Below are 18,382 nucleotides of genomic sequence, written 5' to 3'. Positions count from 1 at the left end.
GGGTACGGCCGGGAGCCCGCCCGGGCGCTCCGTGCTTCTTTTGAAGCTTCGGGGTGCACCGCGCGGGCGCTCTTCATATCAGCGGCCGGTACCGGAGAAAAAAATGTGCGGGATCAGAGGCTCGCGAGAACGAGCTGGGCCTTCACCCAGGCGATCCACTTCTCAAGGCCCTCGCCCGTCGTGGCGGAGACGCGGATCACCTTGGCGCGCGGGTTGACGCGGAGCACATTGGCCTCGGCCTTGTCGGCGTCAAAGCGCACGTAGGGCAGCAGGTCGATCTTGTTCAAAAGCACGAGCGACGAGGCGCGGAACATGTCCGGGTACTTGAGCGGCTTGTCCTCGCCCTCGGTGACCGAGAGAATCGCGACCTTGGCGGCTTCGCCGAGATCGAACTCCGCCGGGCAGACGAGGTTGCCGACGTTCTCGATGAAGAGAACCGAGTTCTCCTCGACGGGAAGGGCCTCGAGCGCGCGTTCGATCATGGCCGCGTCAAGGTGGCAGCCCTTTCCGGTGTTGATCTGGAGCGCCCGGGCACCGGTCGCGCGGATGCGCTCTGCGTCGTTCGCGGTCTCCTGGTCGCCCTCGATCACGGCGGTCGGGAATTCCTTCACGGTGCGCAGCGTCGCGGCCAGAAGTTCCGTCTTGCCCGAGCCCGGCGAGGAGACCAGATTCAGCGCGAGCGCATGGCGCGCGGCGAACTTCGCGCGGTTGCGGTCCGCGATGGCGTTGTTGCGCGCGAGGATGTCCTCCTCGACCGCGATCGCACGGCCCGCGGGCATCGAGGAGTCGTGGCTGTGCTCGGGATGGGCATGATCATGCGTGTGCTCATGATCATGGCTGTGACCGTGGTCATGGTCGTGCGTATGGGGATGCGCGTGGTCATGGTCATGGTGATCATGGTCATGATCGTGGTCGTGGACCGTGATCGTCACGTTGCCGTTCTCGTCCACGGTCTCATGCATGTGGGGGCCGGAGTGGCCGCAGCCGCAGGTGGTGCACATATCTGTAATCTTCCTCGTCGTTTACTGCGGGATCCCTTCCTCCTCGGGTTTTATCGAGTGAGGAGGCATCCTCTGTGTCTCTGAAGTCTAGCCCCGCGGCGGAGTATTTCGTATCTCCCGGAGGGGGCGGTTGTCAGTGTCTTAAGAATGGGTTCGTCAGGCCGGGGGCCCCTGGTCGTCCGTGGCCTCGATGATCTCGAGCACCCGCATCTCGGTGCCGCCCGTGGCCATGAGGCGGAAGCCGCCGCACTTCGGGCACGCGTCGCCGTACTGCTTCAACGGCACGGTCGCTTCGCACGTCATGCACCAGGCCTCGCCCGCGGGGCGCTCGATCGCGAGCGGCGCGGTCGCGGCGACGCCGCCTTTCCTCACCGACTCCCAGGCGAACTCGAGGCTCGGGATGTCCACGCCGGCGAGTTCGCCGACGGCGATGCGCACGGTGCGCACGCGTTTCACGTCGTTCGCGCGCGCGGTGCGCTCGACGATTTCGAGAATGCCTTCGGCAAGCGAGAGCTCATGCATGGGCGGGCTCCGGGTTTCCGGGGATGAAAAGCGGATCGGCGGCGGTGCGCGCGGCGGCGCGCCCGTCGTCATCCTGGGAGGGCTCGTCGATGCCGCCCATCATGGCGGCGCGGCCCTCGGCCGTCTGGGACTGGCCGTTCCAGAGGAACGTGACGGGAACGCACGCGTCGAGCCCGAAGAGCGCGCGGCGGATGCGGAGTTCCGCGAGTCCGCGGGCCTCCTCGCCCTCGGGATAGTCCATCTGCTTCGCGGCGAGACAGGCCATGCGCTGGCCCGCCCCGTTGGGCGAGAACTGCCACTCGGTGGGCGAGGTGATGCGCAGTTCCGTCACCTCGGGCGCACTGCCGTCGGCCGCGCGCGAGACGCGCACGGCGTGCGTGAGAAGACCGCGCGCGGTCTCGACGAACGAGATGCCGACGCCCGTCTCGGGCCTCGCGCTCCAGATGATGGAATTCAACTCGACCTCGCGGTCATGGTCGTCGATGTCGCCGGGCTTCGTCTGCAGGCTCGCGGCGGCCGCGGAGAGCATCACCGCGCACTCAAGCACGCGCGAGGCGACGAGCGCGACGGGACCGAGCCCGTGGCGGACCATCAGTTCCTTCACGGCCGGCACGGCGCGCAGGCGCGCGACGGCACCGGTGAGCCTCGGCGTGCCCTGCCAGAAGGGCGAGAGATCAAAGCCCGCGTCGACGAGCATGCGGTAGGAGAACTCCTCGGCGAAGTCGTCGGTGAGGTACTCCGAGCGCTCGGGGAGCATCGGAATGTCGAGCGCGAGCGCGTCGTTGTCCTGCATGAGGCCCGCGAGCAGGTGCGCCGCGGGAAGCGTCGCCGCGTTCTCGTTGGCCCACGTCGAGAGGGCGTTCCCCTCGGTCATCGTGAGGGCGAAGGTCTCCGGGGTCATGCCCCAGAGGAAGCGGCTGCCAAGCCCGGCGGCCTCTTGGGCGACGATCTTGAGCGTCGCACGGGCCTCCTCGACACGCGCGCGCTCGGCGTCTCCCCAGGGGAGCATCGGATCGAGCGAGGCGAGGTGGCCGGCCACCTGCGCCATGCGGGCGCGCAGACGCCCGAAGGCGCGCATGTCAACGGCGGCCATCGCGGTGAGGCGCGGGAGCGTCGAGAGGAGCCCCGAGAGCGTGCACTCACGCTCGAGGCGCGCGGCCTCGAGCACGAGGACGCGCAGGTTTTCGGTGACGGCCTCGAGACGGACGGCTTCCTCAAGGAGCCCCAGGTCCTTCCCGCGGCGGTCGTGGACTGTGAGGCCGCAGGCGGCCATGCGGGCGCTGTCATAGGCCGCGAGATGCGCGACCGGGCAGAGTCCGTAGACGATCGTGAAGAGACGGCGCGCGCGGCCGCGGTTCGCGGGGAGCGTCATCGCACGGGCGAGCGCGTTCGTGCGCGTGGACGAAACGCACGCGCTCGGGCGCTTCCCGGCGTTGCGTTTGAGCGCCACGCAGATCGCGGCCTCGTCCATCATGGCGGAGATCGCAGAGGTCGTCATAGAGGCCTCCCGGTGCCCGGGGTGTTCGATTTCGGCGCGGGCGCGGCTGCCGGCGCGGCGGAGGGAGCGGGGGCGGCGGGAGCGGCCTTCGGCGCGGCTTCGGCAGCCTTCGCGGCTTCCTGCGCTGCGGCCTGGGCGGCCTCCGCGGCTTTCTGAGCGGCGACGAAGTCGTCGCCGGCCTTCGCGGCCTCGAGCGTCTGCTTCTTCGGGGCCTCGGCGGACTTCTCCACATAGCGTTTTCCCCGGCCGAAGAACTCGCGGCGCGAGACGCGGCGCTCCATCACGGGCTCCTTCTTCTCGGGCTCGGGCGGCTTCGGGGTGAGAACGGGCGTCTTCTCGTAGCCCTTCGGGGGTGAGACGCGGATCGGAATCACGCGGCGGAGTTCTCCGTCGGCCGTGGGCGGAATCCAGGCGGTGGCGTCCTCGTCATCCTCGGGGATCGAGGTGGCCTTCAGCATCGCGTCGAAGCACGTGGCCGCGAACGCGTCCGCGGTCTCCTGGTCGGCGATGTCGAGCACGGGGCTCTTCAAGGAGAGCAGCAGGAACCGGCCGAGCAGCGGGTCGGCCATCGACACGAAGGGGAAGTCCCCGGCGGGGAGTTCAATGAGGCGCGAGCGGCCCGGGGGCACGTCCACCCAGCCCTCGCGCGAGCCGCAGACATAGACCGCGAGGATCGCCCAGGGCGTCGTCATCACGCCGATCCAGTCGTTGCCCCAGCGGCGGAACCCGGCCGGGCGCACCTCCACCTTCGGATTGAGCACGGGCAGGCCCGCCATGCGGGTTCGTTCGATCTCGCGGAAACCGTCGGTGAAGAAGTCTGCCGGGGACTCTGCGAACACGCGCAGGTTCTCGGCCTGGGACCCGGTCTTCTCTTCGCTCATCAAGGTGCTCTCTCCTCGCTCACCGTTCCGGGGGCGGGGATGCCTGCCTCTCCATATATGAGGGCGGTGCGATCCCCGGGCTACGGGGGCTCCGGACGGGGCGTCTGAATTGTTCTTTCTCCCGGGACGGCGGCCGGGGCGCTCCAGGGGCGCTCCGGGGGCACGATCCCTTTCAGAGTATAGGAACGAACCCCCTCGCGGCTCATCAGCCAAAGGGAGGCACGGGGGTAGTGCTAAAGGTGGAGTTCCTTTCCATCCCCAAAGTGGAGTGTCACCGGGTTGAAAATGCGAACGGTTCTCAGCTTTGTTTTGTCAGGGAATTTTTCGAGGGTTTTCCCTGAGAAAATACTACTAGGTAGTACTTCAGGGGTAGGCGGAGTGTGCGGAAGGTCAATGGCGGCTCCCGCGGGGGCGTCTTTAATCTTGCACTCGAAAGTTTCGAGCTGTCCGAAGGTCACCGCACCGTCTCGACGTTTCTGATGTTCCGCCCCTGGGGGCTGAGTTCAGGGCGGAACAGAAAGCGGATGTCGGACACTGAAGCCGCAATACCTATTACTCAAGCGGCTCGGGTTCGTCAGATCCACGACGGCTCAGGAAAAGAAGCTTCGGACCCCGGTAAAGGCAAACCCTCCTGTCCTGATCAGGGTCCGCTCGAGAAACAAAAGAGGGGGAGACCCACACATGCTTGAAACGCAATATGAGGCGTTGCGGCGCCAGGGCGTGAGCCGCCGCAGCTTCCTGCAGTTCTGCTCGCTCACCGCTGCGAGTCTCGGTCTCGGCAGCGCCGGTGCTCAGGAAATCGCCAACGCGATGGAAACGAAGCCCCGCACTCCGGTGATCTGGCTCCACGGCCTCGAGTGCACCTGCTGCACCGAGTCCTTCGTCCGTTCCTATTCACCCTTCGTTGAGGACGTCGTCCTCTCGATGATCTCGCTCGACTACGACGACACCATCATGGCCGCCGCCGGCGAGCAGGCCGAGGAGTCCCTCGCCGAGACGATCGAGAAGTACAAGGGCAACTACATCCTCGCCGTCGAGGGCAACGTTCCGCTCTACCAGGGCGGCATCAACTGCGTGCCGAACGGTGAGATCTTCCTCAACAAGCTCAAGCACGTCGCCGCGGGCGCCAAGGCCGTCATCGGCTGGGGCTCGTGCGCCGCCTGGGGCTGCGTGCAGGCCGCGAAGCCGAATCCCACGGAAAGCGTGCCTATCACGGAGATCATCACGGACAAGCCCGTCGTGCTCGTTCCGGGCTGCCCGCCGATCCCGGAGGTCATGACCTCTGTGGTCACCTACATCCTCACCTACGACCGTCTGCCGCCGCTTGACCGCCTCGGCCGTCCGAAGATGTTCTACGGCCAGCGCATCCATGACAAGTGCTATCGCCGCGGTCACTTTGACGCCGGTCAGTTCGCCGAGAAGTTCGACGACGCCGGTGCCAAGCTCGGCTACTGCCTCTACAAGGTCGGCTGCAAGGGCCCGACGACTTACGCGCCCTGCTCGACCGTCCAGTGGAACGAGGGCCTCTCCTGGCCTGTCAAGTCCGGTCACGGCTGCATCGGCTGCGCCGAGCCCAACTTCTTCGACAAGGGCTCGTTCTACGAGCACGAGACGACCGTTCTGCCGCCCGTCTTCGGCGGTGTTGAAGGCACTGTTGACAAGGTCGGTCTCGCCACCGTCGCCGTCGTCGGCGTCGCCGCGGCCGCGCATGCCGCCCTTTCGTGCGTCGCGCAGGCCCGTGCCAAGACCAACAAGGAAATCGGAGGTAAGGAATAATGAGCGAACGCAGAATCGTCGTCGACCCCGTCACCCGCATTGAGGGTCACCTGCGCGTTCAGGCCGTCCTCGGTGATGACGGGAAAATCACTGACGCCATGAGCACCGGCACGATGTGGCGCGGCCTTGAGGTCATTCTCAAGGGCCGTGACCCCCGTGACGCCTGGGCCTTCGTTGAGCGTATCTGCGGCGTCTGCACGGGCATTCACGCCCTTGCCGCCGTCCGTTCCGTTGAGGACGCCATCGGTATCAAGATCCCGAAGAACGCGAACCTCATCCGCAACCTGATCAACGCGACCCTCTACACGCAGGACCACATCGTCCACTTCTATCAGCTCTCCGCCCTTGACTGGGTGGACGTGGTGAGCGCCCTCCAGGCCGATCCGCGCGAAACGGCTGACCTGCAGCAGAAGATTTCGCCGCGTCATCCGCTCGCGGCCGTCGGTTACTTCCGTGACATCCAGAACCGTGTGAAGAAGCTCGTCGAGTCCGGCCAGCTCTCCATCTTCAACAAGGGCTACTGGGGCCACCCCGAGATGAAGCTGCCGCCCGCGGTCAATCTTCTCGCCGTCGCCCACTACCTCGAGGTCCTGGACTTCCAGCGTGAGTGCGTCCGCATCCACACGATCCTCGGCGGCAAGAACCCGCACCCGAACTATCTCGTCGGCGGTGTCGCCTGCCCGATCAACATGCACGACACGGGCGCCCAGGGCACGATGGTGAACGAAGTCACCCTCAACTACATGCGCCAGGTCGCCAAGCAGGCCGTCGCGATGGTTGAGAACGTGTATCTGCCGGACATCAAGGCGATCGCCTCCTTCTACCCCGAGTGGTTCAAGTACGGCGGCGGCCTGGCCGGTAAAAATATGTTGTGCTGCGGCGACTTCCCGGAGATCCCCAACGACTGGTCCGACAAGTCCCTCCAGCTCCCGCAGGGCGTCATCGTCAACGGCAACCTCAATGAGGTCCACGACTTTGACCCGCGCGACCCCGAGCAGCTGCAGGAATTCGTCGATCACTCGTGGTACCAGTACCCGGATCAGAACAAGGGTCTGCATCCGTGGGACGGCATCACCGAGCAGAAGTACGAGCTGCCCCCGGGTGCCGAAGGCACTGCCACGAAGTTCTCGTGGCTCACGCCGGACGGCAAGTACTCGTGGGTCAAGAGCCCGCGCTGGCGCGGCCACATGATGGAAGTCGGCCCGCTCGCCCGCCTTGTGGTCGGTGTCGCGAAGAACGTTCCGCACATCAAAGAACCCGCTCTCGCGCTCCTCTCCGAGCTCAACGCTCCGCTCGAGGCCGTCTTCTCGACGCTCGGCCGCCATGCCGCGCGCGCTCTCGAATGCCACTGGGCCGCCCAGAAGATGGTCCAGTACGTCGACGAGCTCACCGCGAACATCAAGGCCGGTGACGAAGCCGCCGCCAACATGGAGTTCTGGGAACCGTCGACCTGGCCGAAGCAGTGCCGCGGCGTCGGTCTCTCCGAGGCCCCGCGTGGCGCGCTCGCGCACTACTGCGTCATCAAGGACACGAAGATCGAGAACTGGCAGGCTGTCGTCCCGACGACCTGGAACGCTTCGCCGCGCTCCAACGAGGGTCAGCAGGGCGCCTTCGAGCTTTCGCTCATCGGCACCCCGATCGCCGATCCCAAGCGTCCGCTTGAGATCATCCGCACGATCCACAGCTTTGACCCGTGCCTCGCCTGCGCGTCCCATCTCCTGAATCCCGAGGGTGAGGAACTCTGCTCGGTTCAGGTCCGCTGACAGCGGAGAGGAGGTTTTCCATGAAAATCGATCCAGTCACCTACGAAGTTGACATGAGCGCGGGCACGCACCCGCTCTATGTCTGGGAGGCACCGGTTCGAGTCTGGCACTGGGCAATGATGGTCTGCATGTTCGTGATGATCTTCACGGGCTTTCTCATCGGCGCTCCGCTGGTGTCGAATTTAGGTGACACCTGGTCTACCTACGACTTCGCTTACATCCGCTTTGCTCACTTTGCCGCGGGCATCATCTACACGGGTCTTTTTGTCTACCGCCTCTACTGGATGGTGGTCGGCAACAAGTACGCGCGTCAGATCTTCATCCCGCCGCTCTGGAGCTTCAAGTGGTGGAAGGGTGTCTTCGGACAGGTCGCCTACTACCTCTTCATGAAGAAGACGTCTGCCGAGTACGCGGGCCACAATCCGCTCGCCCAGCTCGCCATGTTCGGCTTCTTCACGATCGGCTCGATCGTCATCATCATCACGGGTCTCGCGCTCTACGCGCAGGCCTGGGGTGAGGGCATCGGCTGGATGAGCTGGTTCGGCTGGGTGTTCACCCTCTGCGGTGACGCTCAGGCGGTCCGCACGATCCACCATGCCACGATGTATGTCTTCATCATCTTCTCGATCGCTCACATGTACATGTCCTTCCGCGAGGACATCATGGGCGGTTGCACGACCCTCTCGTCGATGACGACGGGCCTGAGGATGTTCAAGCACACCGAGCACTGATCGTCCCTTGAGCCTCTCCCGGTCCCTCGGGGCCGGGAGGCCTGATCAGACAAGAAAAGCCCTCCGGGATTTCGGTTCCGGAGGGCTTTTCCTATTGGTGTCCGAAGAATCTTGTAAAAATTTATGTCTGCGCTCATGTCTGCGACGTGATCTGACGGTTTGTGTGCTAATGTTGGTTCTGCCCCCGGAGGAAGTGATGATGTGAGTGCCGCCGGCCAGGTGATTCTGATGGGAGGGGGCTGTGGATTGCCGGGGTGAGTCAGAGCTCTGTGTGTTTGTGTATTTTCTCTGCGACGGCAGGGGTGTTTCTATGGAGTTGCCAGCAAGGCCGCCTCCGTATTTGGTTTCCCCACTTCGGTGGGGGTGTTTCTGCGACGGGCTTTCTGATGGGCGCTCCGTTTGTTTTCCCCGCGAAAGCGGGGGTGTAATTTCCCTGCAATAGCAGGGGTGACGTTTACCCACGAAAGTGGGAGTGCTAAAGAACGAGACCCGCAGGATTTCAGTCCGGCGGGTCTTTTTCGATGGGAGGTTCGGGAAGGGAGTCCCCGGGAGGGCGGACTTTACGCCCTGTGCAGGATGTCGAGCACCGTGCGCAGGTCTCCCACGGAGATCTGGCCCGGGGCGGAGACCTTGGCGACTGCGCCGAAGGTGGCCGCGGACCCGAAGGCTTCACCGGAGAGGCGCGAGATGACGCCGGTCTTCGACATGCTCATCGTGATGACGGGACGGTCGGCGGTCTCGGAGAAGGCTGCGGTGGCGGCGAGAAGTTCGATCACGTCGGCCTTGCTCTGCGGCATGACCGCGACCTTCGGCACGTCTGCGCCGAGCTCCTGCATCTTCGTGAGCCTCGCGAGGAGCTCCGCCTTCGGCGGAGTCTTCTTGAAGTCGTGGCTCGACATGATCACCTTGACGCCCTTCGCGTGAGCCTCGGCAAGCGCTTCCTTCACGAATTCGTCGCCGGTGAAGAGCTCGAGATCGATCGCATCGACAAGGCCGCTCCCGGCGACAGCGATGTTGAGGTCCGTGTAGACGCGCGGATCGAGGGCCTGCTCGCCGCCCTCGGCCTTGGAGCGGAAGGTGAAGAGGATCGGCTTCCCGGGGAAGGCTTCGCGCAGTGCCCTGAGAGCCTCAAGAACCTTCGCCGTCTCGGTGATGGCCGAGAAGAAGTCCGCACGCCACTCGAGGATGTCGAAGTCGGCGGCCTGATAGGCCGCGGCCTCGCGATTGACGGCCTCGATGTCCGCGGCCATCAGGGAGACGAGGATCTTCGGCGCGCCCTCGCCCAGGGTGACATTCTTCAGGGTGACGGTCTTCATGGAATTGCTGCTTCTGCGGGTGTTGGATGGGTGAGAAGGGACGGGAACGGTCAGAGTATCACTTGAAACCCATGACCTCTCGGACATGGTCGATCGGGAAGTCCTGACCGGTCCAGAGCTTGAACTGCGTCGCCCCCTGCCACAGGAGCATCTGATACCCGTCCACCGTCCGGCAGCCGGCCTCGGCGGCCTGGCGGAGGAAGCGCGTGATGTGCGGGTTGTAGACGCACTCGGTGACGAGCAGATCCGGGCGGAGCATCGAGGTGTCGGTGATGATGGACATGTCCTCGCACGGTCTCATCCCGACTTTTGTTGCGTTCGTGAGCACGTCCGCCCCTGCGATCGAGTCTCCGAAGAGCTTGCGGTCATCGAGGTCGCAGACCGTCACCTTGCAGTCCGTCGCGTCATTGACGCGCCTGGCGAAAACCTCCGCACCTTCCCAGAAGCTGTCCCTGCGGTTGAAAAGCTTGATCTCCCTGAAGCCTTCGACCGCGGCCTGGGCACCGATCGCGGTGGCGGCACCGCCTGCGCCCACGAGCACCATGGTCTTGCCCTTGACATCGAAGCCCGTCTCGCGGATGCCCATCAGGTGACCGGTGCCGTCGGTGTTGTAGCCGGTGAGGTGCCCGTTGTCGTTCACGATCGTGTTGATCGCCCCGGCGAGCTTCGCCGCCGGATCGAGCTCGTCCATGAACTCGACGGCGAGCTGCTTGTTCGGCATGGAGACGCCCGAGCCGCGCATCCTGAGAGCCTTCAGCCCCCTGATGGCATCGGGGAAGGCCTGCTGATCCACCTCGAAGGCCATGTAGCACATCGGGATGCCGAGCTTCTCGAGCGCGGCGTTCTGCATCTTCGGCGAGAGGCTGTGGCGGATCGGATAGGCCATGAGGCCGATCAGTTCGTACTTGGCGGTGACTTCCAAGGCGGGTCTCCAGAAGGAAAGTAAATTCGGGGCGGTCAGGCAGTCGGCTGCGCAATGCACCATCCTGGAGCCGCGAACCGTAAGTATCCCGCCGTCGCGGCACGTGCGGGGTAAGCGGCAGAACCTAGACGGTGTGGCTGAAATCAGATAGCGCGAAGAGAAGCACGCAAAAAGGCTTGAATGGGTTTGCACCAAAACTGGTCGTCGCGTATCTTCGACTATCCGTCTCTCTGCCTGTGTCGCGCTGTGAGGACATGTTTCCCACGGCCGGGATCCCGCGCCGGACACAGCAGGGAACGCCGAACAAGAACAAAAACTGCAGCCCGGAGATCCCGAGTGCGACGCTACCTCAACGCCCTTTTCCTCTATCTCAACTACTGCATCCACGGCATGGCCATCATCATCCTGGCGCTCCACATGCCGGATCTCTCGAAGCAGTGGGGCACGGACGCCGCGGGCGTGTCGGTGGTTATCTCGTCGCTGGGGCTCGGCCGCCTCTCGGTGCTCTATGTCGCCGGCATTCTCTCGGACCGCTTCGGACGCCGCCCCTTCGTGCTCCTCGGCGGCCTTACCTACATCTGTTTCTTCCTCGGGATCGTCAACACCGAGTCCCTGACGACGGCCTATGTCTGCGGTTTCCTCGCGGGGTGCGCGAACTCCTTCCTTGACGCGGGCACGTACCCGAGGCTCCTTGAGCTTTTCCCCAGATCACCCGGTCCGGCCGTGATCATGATCAAGGCCTTTGTCTCGCTCGGGCAGGGGCTGCTCCCGTTCATCATTGCCTGGCTTGCCTGGAGCGGCCTCTGGTTCGGCTGGTGCTTCGTCGCGGCCGCGGCCGGGCTCGCCATCAACTTCATCGTCATCCTCTGCATCTCGAGTCCTCAGGCGGAGCGTCCCCGCAGGACGCTTGAGAGGAAGCGGGAGACGGGCACGGCGGCGTGGCTCGATGTCACGTGCTACGCGCTCTTCGGCTACGTCGGCATGGCGACCTTCCAGCTGGTGAGCAACTGGCTCGCGCAGTACGGCGAGCTCATCGCCGGCATGCCGCGGGACGGGGCTCTGCGGCTTCTCTCTTTCTACACCGCAGGGTCGCTGATCGGCGTGTTCCTCTCGTCGGCCGCTCTGCGCACCTTCCTTAAGCCCCGCGTGATGCTCGTTCTCTGCACAACGGTGAGCTTTCTGTCGCTCGTCGCCGTGACGCTCTTTCCCACGCCGCTCGTGGTGACCTGCTTCGCCTTCGTCTTCGGCGTGTTCGCCGCGGGCGGCGTACTGCAGCTCGGTCTCGCGCTGCTTGCGGCCCAGTTCCCTGAGGCCAAGGGGCGGGCGACCGGCATCTACTACAGCGCGGGCAGCATCGCGACCTTCTCCATTCCGCTCGTCACGGCCTGGATCTCGCGGCATGATTCGGTGATGGGGATCTTCCTCTTTGACGCCGCCATCGCCTTCACGGGCGTGCTGCTCGCGTGCTTCATCGCCTGGAGAAGCCGGCAGGCGGAGTTGGCGCAGAAGGTCGCGGAGCAGACCGCCTGACCGTGACCGGCGGAGGCCGAAGGAGGTCGAAAGAGGTCGAAAGAGGCCGGCCGGAGGCCGGCGAAGGCAGGGGAGAACTCCCGGGATCTTCTTATAATCATCGGCAAACGGACCCACTTCAAGTTCCCGGGCGGGTCCTTCTTTTCGCAGTGTCTCATGAAACAACGACCGATACTCGCCCTTGCCGCCCGCCTGCACGAGGAGGGACATCGCCGGCTGCTCGCCTCGCTCAAGTCCGCGGGCCTCGCGGATCTCACCACGAGCTGCGGCGACATCTTCATGGTGCTCTTCCAGAAGGAGGGACAGAGCCTCACCGCGGTCGCCGAGAAGATTCACAGGACGAAGTCCACGACGAGCATCATGATCGACCGCCTTGTGAAGCAGGGCTACATCGAGAAGCGCGTGTCGCCGAAGGACGCCCGGGCGACCGTTATCTGCCTTACCGACAAGGGCAGGGGTCTGAAGCCCGTGATGGATGAGATCTCCATGGAGCTCACGGAGTCGCTCTGCAACGGTCTCACCGACGAGGAGGCGGATCAGCTTGAGCGCCTGCTCGCCAAGGCCGTCTTCGGGATGAAGACGGCGGAGAAGACGGTCTTCGTGAGCCCCCGCAGGGGCGGAGGCGAGAAGGAGTGAGCGTTCGCTCACTCGTGAAGGCCGTTCAGCCGGAAGCCTGGGAAGTCTGAGAATTCTGGACAAGCGAGCCCCGCTGGGATGCCCCGCGGGGCCGTTTGGTAACATCCCAATCAATACACACGGAGTGTGGGTCGAGTGAGGAACGGGCGTGAACCGCTTGGCGGACTGCAGGCGTGTGTGGTGTGTGGGGAAGCGTTTCGGAGGAGGTCATGAAGTACATCATCGCCATCGAACCGGCGGATCGGGAGAACCCCGACTTCGGCGTGATCATTCCCGACCTGCCGGGCAGCTTCTCACAAGGAAGCGACCTTGACGATGCCGTCCGGAATGCGCAGGCCGCCGCGGAACTCTGGCTCGGGGCGGCCTTCGACGCGGGGCAGAGCACGCCGAAGCCCTCGAATTTCGATGATCTCAGGGAGGCGCATCCCGAATGGGCCGGATGGATCTGGGCCGCGGTCGACATTGACCTCAGCCGTCTCTCCGGGAAAACGGAGCGGATCAACGTGACGCTGCCGCAGCGCGTGCTGCGGCGGCTTGATGCCCTCGCGAAGCGCTCGGGCGACACCCGCTCGGGATACATCGCCAGACAAGTGATGAGCGGCGAATGGAAGTGAGCCGGCCTTCGGCCGGATTCACAGCGGGCGGAAGCCAGAAAAGAAACGCCTCCCTGGCGCAGGCTTCGGGGAGGCGAAGGGAGGCTGTCTCGGAACGGCCCTGGAAGAGGATCAGGATTCGTCGAGGCTCAGCGTGAAGGTGCCGCTCGGATCGATCTCGGGGAGGTACTCCCGGTAGGTCGCGATGATCGCGCGCTCGGGATCGGTGTCGCGGAAGGTCTCCGGGTAGAAGACCTTGGCGAGGAACTCCGTGAAACGCCAGTCGATGATGGAGCGCAGGCTGCCGTGGTCGACGCCGTAAAACCGGCGGTTCTTCACCGCGGGGAGACCCTGCCAGAGCGGGCGCTTCAGGAACGTCTCGAGGCGCTTCAGAGCCAGATCACGCGGAACCGTGAAGCCCATCGCCATCTGGTCGGCGTGGTTGTTGTTCCAGAGGGAGCCCCCGATGATGATGATCTCCGGGCGGCGGGAGAGCACGAACTCGCGGGTGAGCGCGCCCCAGGGCTCGGGGTTGTTCTCGGCGATGCTGCCCGCTTCGATGCGCTTCAATATCGCGCCCCAGAGAACAGTGTGGTTGTATGAGTTCCCCTGCTGCGAGGGACCGAGGCTGCCGAGCTCCATGTAGCAGGTGCGGTGCTTCTCGCTTTCGGGGAGCGCGGCGATTCTGCGGTCGATTTCGGTGAGGCCCTCGATCGCCTCGCGGCAGAGGCGCTCCGCGCGAACGTCCTGACCCGTGATGCGGCCGATGATGCGCGTCGAGAGGACGTGGTTCGTGAGCGTCATCGAGTGGTAGTCGATCACGATCACGCGGATGCCGGCGCGCTCGAGGAGCTCAACGCGGCCGGAGTTCGCGGTGAACTGCGAGCGGTTGATGACGATCACGTCGGGCTTCAAGGAGATGATGCGCTCGGTGTTGAGGATGTCGTCGTGATAGCCGCCGATCGAGGGGATCACCGCAATCTTCGGATATGCCTTGGAAAAGACACGGCACTCGCCCGTGCGGACGCTCTCCCAGTGGTCCTTCGTCATGCCGACCACGAGGTCGAGCGACCCGGCCCCGCCGACGAGGAGGTAGTTCGCGATGTAGTTGCCGACGATGATGCGCGAGGGGGCCTTCGCGAGGGTCACCTTCCGGCCGGCGGCATCCGTGAAGCTCACGGGCCAGATGCCTACGGGCGGCAGTGAGGGGAGTTCCTCCGGGGAGGATCCGGCCGCAAAGGCGGGCAGGCAGTGGAGCGCAGCGAGCGCGGTGGCGAAACCGATGAGCGAACGACGGCTGGGCATGGGGGATGTCCTCCTCAATGCATCTTAGGAAACAGGGTGTGTGACGGGAGCCGGGGCCGATGAGATGTCAGGTCACGAAGGTCACAAAGGTCACTTGAGCGGCTCCCGTGTGGGTCCGGGCAGTGCGGTCAGGCAGCCTTGTGGGCGAGCACCATGAAGTTCGTGATGACGGCCTTCTCGGTGCCGGTGCGCGGATCGCGGGTGCGGGCGAGCTCGGGCTCGAGCACGCAGGCATCGGTGCAGCCGAGCTCGAGGAGCGTCTCGATGTCCCAGCCCGGGCGGTCAGTGCCTGTGAGCGGCAGCGACCTCGCGAGCCGCTCCATCGGCGAGGTGTCGACGCCGAGGACGAACTTCCCCGCGTGACCGTAGGGCGTGGCCTCCTCGGCATGCACGCGGGCGTAGTCCGCGTCCGTGAGGTAGCGGTAGTGGTTGCCGTCGGCATAGAGGATCGCTCCGCCGGGTTTGAGCACCCGGAGCCACTCGCGGAAGGCGGCCTTCGGGTCGGGGAGGTTCCAGACCAGGTAGCGCGAGATCACCGCGTCGAGCGAAGCGTCCTCGAAGGGGAGCTTCGTGGCATCGGCCTCGATGAAGTCGCACTCGAGGCCCGCGGCCTCGGCGTTGGCCTTCGCACGGGCGAGCATGCCGGGCGAGGCGTCGCAGCCCGTGGCCTTGTAACCGGCCTTGGCGGCGAGAAGCGCGAAGAGACCCGGGCCGCAGCCGATGTCGGCGACCCTGGCTCCCTCGGGGAGAGCCAGCGCGGGGAAGAGCTTCCGGCTCCAGGCTTCGCCCCTCGGGCCCTGAAGCTCGTCGATCGTGCGGATGCTGTAGCCCTCGGCGCGGGTGTCCCAGTAGTCGGAGACCTGCTGCAGCAGGGCGGTGGCATTGGGGTTCCGGGTGGCGTTCTCTTGTGCGGCGTCGGTCATGGAAGACTTCTGAAAAGAAAGGGAAATGTTGTTCGGTGTCGGCGGGCCTCAGGCGGCGGCCGCCTCGGAATGCGTGTGCGGATGCGCGTGGGAGTGGACGTGCGGATGAGCGTGGTCATGCGCGTGGAAGTGTCCGTGGGCATGATCGTGGTCGTGGTCATGATCATGGCCGTGACCGTGGCCGAGGCCGGTGTCGAGCGCGCGCTCGGGGATCACGGTGAGCACGCCCGCGGTCGAACGCTCGACCGAGGCTTCGACCCGGTAGACCGCGGAGATCTCCTCGGGGGTGAGCACTTCCGCCGGCGAGGCATAACGGCGCAGCGTCCCGTTCGCGAGCATGAGGAGGCGCGTCGAGAAGCGCGCGGCGAGCATCAGGTCGTGAACGATCGCGATGGCGATCGACCCGGTCCTCTGCGCGTAGGCCCTCGCGGCCTCCATGACGATCAGCTGGTGGCGGAGGTCAAGGGCGGACGTCGGTTCGTCAAGGAGCAGCACCCGCGGGCGGGAGACGAAGGCCTGGGCCATGAAGACGAGCTGCTTCTGGCCGCCCGAGAGTGCGGCGACGGGCTGGGCGGAGAGGTGCGCGATCTCCATCGCGTGGAGCGTCTCGTCGACGCGGTCGATGATGTCGGGCGTGACCCGCCAGGAGAGGCTGCGGCCGAGGCCCAGCATCACCATCTCGAAGACGGAGAGGCGGCTCTTCACCTGGGTGAGCTGCGGAAGGTACGCGATCGAGGACTGCGGGAGGCGCTTGCCGTCCTCATTGAGCTCGACCGACCCGCCGTGGGCCGTGAGACCGGCGATCGCCTTGAAGAGCGTGGTCTTGCCGGCGGCGTTCTGACCGACCGCGCAGACGAGCTCGCCCGCGTTCACGGAGAAGGAAATGTCGGAGAGCACCCTGCGGGAGCCGTAGTCGACCGAGAGGTCGCGAACATCAAGCGTGAGCATCAGAAGTCCCTCCGGCTGCGCAGGAGCAGGATGAAGAGAAAGGGAACGCCGGCGATCGAGGTGACGATGCCGATCGGCATGAGGGCCCCCGCGGAGAGTGCCTTGGCGAGCATCGAGGAGAGCAGCATGATGAAGCCGCCCGCGAGGACGCTCCCCGGTATGAGGAAGCGCTGGTCGTCGCCGAGCATCAGCTTCGCGCAGTGCGGGGCGACGAGACCGACGAAGGCGATCGTGCCGATGAAGCTCACCGCGGCGGCGATGAGCACCGACGAGACCGAGAAGACGATCAGCCGCAGGCGCTCGACGGGGACGCCGAGGCTCTTCGCACGCTCCTCACCGATCGAGAGCGTGGTGAGGTGCCAGGCGACGGGGATGAGAAGGAAGAGACCGACTGCGAGCGCACCGCCAGCCACTGCCGCGGACAGCCACCCCGCGCGCTCGAGGTTGCCGAAGGTCCAGCCGTTGATGAGCTGCGCCGTCTCAGGCGACGCGAGGTAAATGAGGAGCTGCTCGAGGGCCATGAAGAAGAAGTTCATGATGATGCCCGCGAGGATCAGCGTCGCCGGAGTCATGCCGCGCATGCGGCCGAGCATCAGGATGAGCGCGCTGATCAGAAGCGCGGCCACGAAGGCCGAGGCGATCGTGCCGGCCCAGAGCTCTCCCATGATGGTGAGTCCTGCGGAAATGGAGAGCGCTGCGCCGAAGCTCGCCCCGGAGGTGATGCCGAGCGTGGAGGGGCTCGCCAGAGCGTTGGCGGTGATGGTCTGGATGCCGAGGCCCGCGAGAGCGAGCGAGCCGCCCACGAAGAGAGCGGTGAGCGTCATCGGCAGGCGGAGCGACCAGAGAATGATCGCCTCGGACGATTCGCCCGAGGGGCCGGCGAGGATGGCGGAGACGAGTTCGCTCGCCGGGATGCCGGAGGTGCCAGTCGCGAGGTCCGCGAGGACGAGCGCAGCGGTGAGGAGCGCGAGCACGCCCGTCACGGCGGCGTGCGCGAACTCGGCTCTGCGGAACTGGATGTGGCAGGACATGGATGGGAAGGGGGCTGGGGTCGTTATGAAGTTTTGTCAAAAAATCATAACAGCGGAAAACGCGGTCCGCCTCATCCTAAAGTTGCATAGTCTTGCCAGTTTCGATCAACCGAGTGGGTAGTGCTCCGGGGTGAGGAGATTGCTACCGTTGCATAAGTGTCGTTCGTGAATTACCGGAGCAACTTGGCTTTTTTTGTCTTGCATAGATCGGGCGTTGATAACGAATTCTAGTTGCGCCACTCTTGTATGAAGCTGCAGTTGTTCGATCACGTTGTTGATGAGCAAGTGGTCTGGAACCTGTTGCTCAAACGTCGCGAATTAGGACGAAATCATGAGCAACAGTGTCGCGATTCCTTCCTTCTCAGCTATGATGAAGTGAGAGATCATCTCAAATTGTGAAACCCTGAATCGGAGGTCAGCATGGAATTTCGCAGTTCTGTTGTGATGGCCTACGTTCTGTACTTCTGCAAGATTGTGCAGAGGGACTCCCCTATTGAGGTCAACAACACCAAGGCTCAGAAGCTACTGTACTGCTGCTATGGCGCAGTATTGGCGGCTACGGACGAACGTCTGACGGACGAACATCCGAGAAAGTGGCCTTACGGTCCCGTCTTTCCGCGTACATTTAACGATATCAAGAAGGGACGCCTTACTGTTGAGATGGCTCAGCAGTTTGAAAGGGACTGCCCTCCTGAATCGTTGCAACTGATTAATCAAACAATTACTGTATTCGGAAGGTATACTGCATCTCAACTTTCTAGTTGGTCTCATCGAGCAGGTTCGCCTTGGGATAAGGCAGATGCTTTGGCTGCACTTGATGATCGCGAAATAAGGCTTTTCTTTGCAAAGCTTCTTGATATCATCAGGCATGGAGGAACGGATGTCTGACGATCCTAAGACGTTAATGCCAGATGACACTGTGGATTCGTCAAACGGAGCCTCAGGGTTACCGCACGGCGAACGCAAACTACATCGATTTCTCTCTTTCTTGAGACACCTTAGACAA

17 protein-coding genes are annotated in these 18,382 nt (G+C 64.3%); 7 read left to right on the top strand and 10 right to left on the bottom strand.

What is annotated here, in order from left to right; genetic code table 11:
- Positions 1-113: 113 nt before the first annotated feature.
- The 4 genes from hypB to hybE form a co-directional block, all read right to left on the bottom strand.
- On the bottom strand, positions 114-1,001 hold the full coding sequence (gene hypB / locus Q4F91_RS02810) for a hydrogenase nickel incorporation protein HypB (protein WP_303334316.1): 888 nt from the start codon (positions 999-1,001) through the stop codon (positions 114-116).
- A 156-nt stretch (positions 1,002-1,157) separates the two neighbouring features.
- Complete coding sequence (hypA, locus tag Q4F91_RS02805; RefSeq protein WP_303334314.1) at positions 1,158-1,523, bottom strand: hydrogenase maturation nickel metallochaperone HypA; 366 nt, start codon at positions 1,521-1,523, stop codon at positions 1,158-1,160.
- Positions 1,516-3,021, bottom strand: a complete 1,506-nt coding sequence (locus tag Q4F91_RS02800) for a hypothetical protein (RefSeq protein WP_303334312.1) — start codon at positions 3,019-3,021, stop codon at positions 1,516-1,518. The genes hypA and Q4F91_RS02800 overlap by 8 nt, the downstream gene beginning before the upstream one ends.
- Positions 3,018-3,902, bottom strand: a complete 885-nt coding sequence (hybE, locus tag Q4F91_RS02795; RefSeq protein WP_303334311.1) for a [NiFe]-hydrogenase assembly chaperone HybE — start codon at positions 3,900-3,902, stop codon at positions 3,018-3,020. Before hybE ends, Q4F91_RS02800 begins: the two co-directional genes overlap by 4 nt.
- A 681-nt stretch (positions 3,903-4,583) precedes the next feature.
- Between hybE and Q4F91_RS02790 the strand changes: the two genes are divergently transcribed.
- The 3 genes from Q4F91_RS02790 to cybH are packed head-to-tail and all read left to right on the top strand — an operon-like array spanning position 4,584 to position 8,172.
- Entirely contained in the window at positions 4,584-5,678 is a 1,095-nt protein-coding gene (locus Q4F91_RS02790; RefSeq protein WP_303334308.1) for a hydrogenase small subunit, read from the top strand.
- Positions 5,678-7,441 (top strand): nickel-dependent hydrogenase large subunit, encoded by a 1,764-nt coding sequence (locus Q4F91_RS02785; protein WP_303334306.1) that lies wholly within the window; start codon positions 5,678-5,680, stop codon positions 7,439-7,441. Before Q4F91_RS02790 ends, Q4F91_RS02785 begins: the two co-directional genes overlap by 1 nt.
- A 20-nt stretch (positions 7,442-7,461) precedes the next feature.
- On the top strand, positions 7,462-8,172 hold the full coding sequence (gene cybH, locus Q4F91_RS02780; RefSeq protein WP_303334303.1) for a Ni/Fe-hydrogenase, b-type cytochrome subunit: 711 nt from the start codon (positions 7,462-7,464) through the stop codon (positions 8,170-8,172).
- 560 nt (positions 8,173-8,732) lie between these two features.
- On the opposite strand, the gene aroD is transcribed toward cybH, so the two are convergent.
- Entirely contained in the window at positions 8,733-9,488 is a 756-nt protein-coding gene (aroD, locus tag Q4F91_RS02775; protein WP_303334301.1) for a type I 3-dehydroquinate dehydratase, read from the bottom strand.
- A gap of 58 nt (positions 9,489-9,546) precedes the next feature.
- Positions 9,547-10,410 carry a quinate/shikimate dehydrogenase gene (ydiB, locus tag Q4F91_RS02770; RefSeq protein ID WP_303334299.1) on the bottom strand — a complete coding sequence of 288 codons (864 nt, stop codon included), beginning with the start codon at positions 10,408-10,410 and terminating at the stop codon, positions 9,547-9,549.
- A 336-nt stretch (positions 10,411-10,746) separates the two neighbouring features.
- On the opposite strand from ydiB, the gene Q4F91_RS02765 reads away from it, so the two are divergent.
- From Q4F91_RS02765 to Q4F91_RS02755, 3 genes are all read left to right on the top strand, one after another.
- On the top strand, positions 10,747-11,940 hold the full coding sequence (locus Q4F91_RS02765) for an MFS transporter (RefSeq protein ID WP_303334297.1): 1,194 nt from the start codon (positions 10,747-10,749) through the stop codon (positions 11,938-11,940).
- Positions 11,941-12,096: 156 nt separating this feature from the next.
- Entirely contained in the window at positions 12,097-12,576 is a 480-nt protein-coding gene (locus Q4F91_RS02760; protein WP_303334295.1) for a MarR family winged helix-turn-helix transcriptional regulator, read from the top strand.
- A gap of 209 nt (positions 12,577-12,785) precedes the next feature.
- Positions 12,786-13,190, top strand: coding sequence for a type II toxin-antitoxin system HicB family antitoxin (locus Q4F91_RS02755; protein ID WP_303334293.1), 405 nt, complete (start codon positions 12,786-12,788; stop codon positions 13,188-13,190).
- Positions 13,191-13,301: 111 nt separating this feature from the next.
- On the opposite strand, the gene Q4F91_RS02750 is transcribed toward Q4F91_RS02755, so the two are convergent.
- The 4 genes from Q4F91_RS02750 to Q4F91_RS02735 form a co-directional block, all read right to left on the bottom strand.
- A complete protein-coding gene (locus Q4F91_RS02750; protein WP_303334291.1) occupies positions 13,302-14,474 on the bottom strand; it encodes an ABC transporter substrate-binding protein in 1,173 nt (390 codons plus the stop codon).
- 128 nt (positions 14,475-14,602) lie between these two features.
- Positions 14,603-15,397: a class I SAM-dependent methyltransferase gene (locus tag Q4F91_RS02745; protein ID WP_303334289.1), complete on the bottom strand. Its 795-nt coding sequence runs from the start codon at positions 15,395-15,397 to the stop codon at positions 14,603-14,605.
- Positions 15,398-15,445: 48 nt separating this feature from the next.
- Positions 15,446-16,345 (bottom strand): ABC transporter ATP-binding protein, encoded by a 900-nt coding sequence (locus tag Q4F91_RS02740; protein ID WP_303334287.1) that lies wholly within the window; start codon positions 16,343-16,345, stop codon positions 15,446-15,448.
- Positions 16,345-17,376: an iron ABC transporter permease gene (locus tag Q4F91_RS02735; protein ID WP_303334285.1), complete on the bottom strand. Its 1,032-nt coding sequence runs from the start codon at positions 17,374-17,376 to the stop codon at positions 16,345-16,347. The genes Q4F91_RS02740 and Q4F91_RS02735 overlap by 1 nt, the downstream gene beginning before the upstream one ends.
- Positions 17,377-17,796: 420 nt before the next feature.
- Here Q4F91_RS02735 and Q4F91_RS02730 point away from each other — a divergent pair, with 420 nt between their 5' ends.
- Positions 17,797-18,264 carry a Panacea domain-containing protein gene (locus Q4F91_RS02730; protein ID WP_303334283.1) on the top strand — a complete coding sequence of 156 codons (468 nt, stop codon included), beginning with the start codon at positions 17,797-17,799 and terminating at the stop codon, positions 18,262-18,264.
- Positions 18,265-18,382 lie beyond the last annotated feature (118 nt).

The organism is Sutterella sp. (genome assembly GCF_030539355.1).
GTDB lineage: Bacteria > Pseudomonadota > Gammaproteobacteria > Burkholderiales > Burkholderiaceae_F > Sutterella.
The sequence above is the reverse complement of the archived record's forward strand: the minus strand, read 5'-3'. Positions and strand labels throughout refer to the sequence as shown.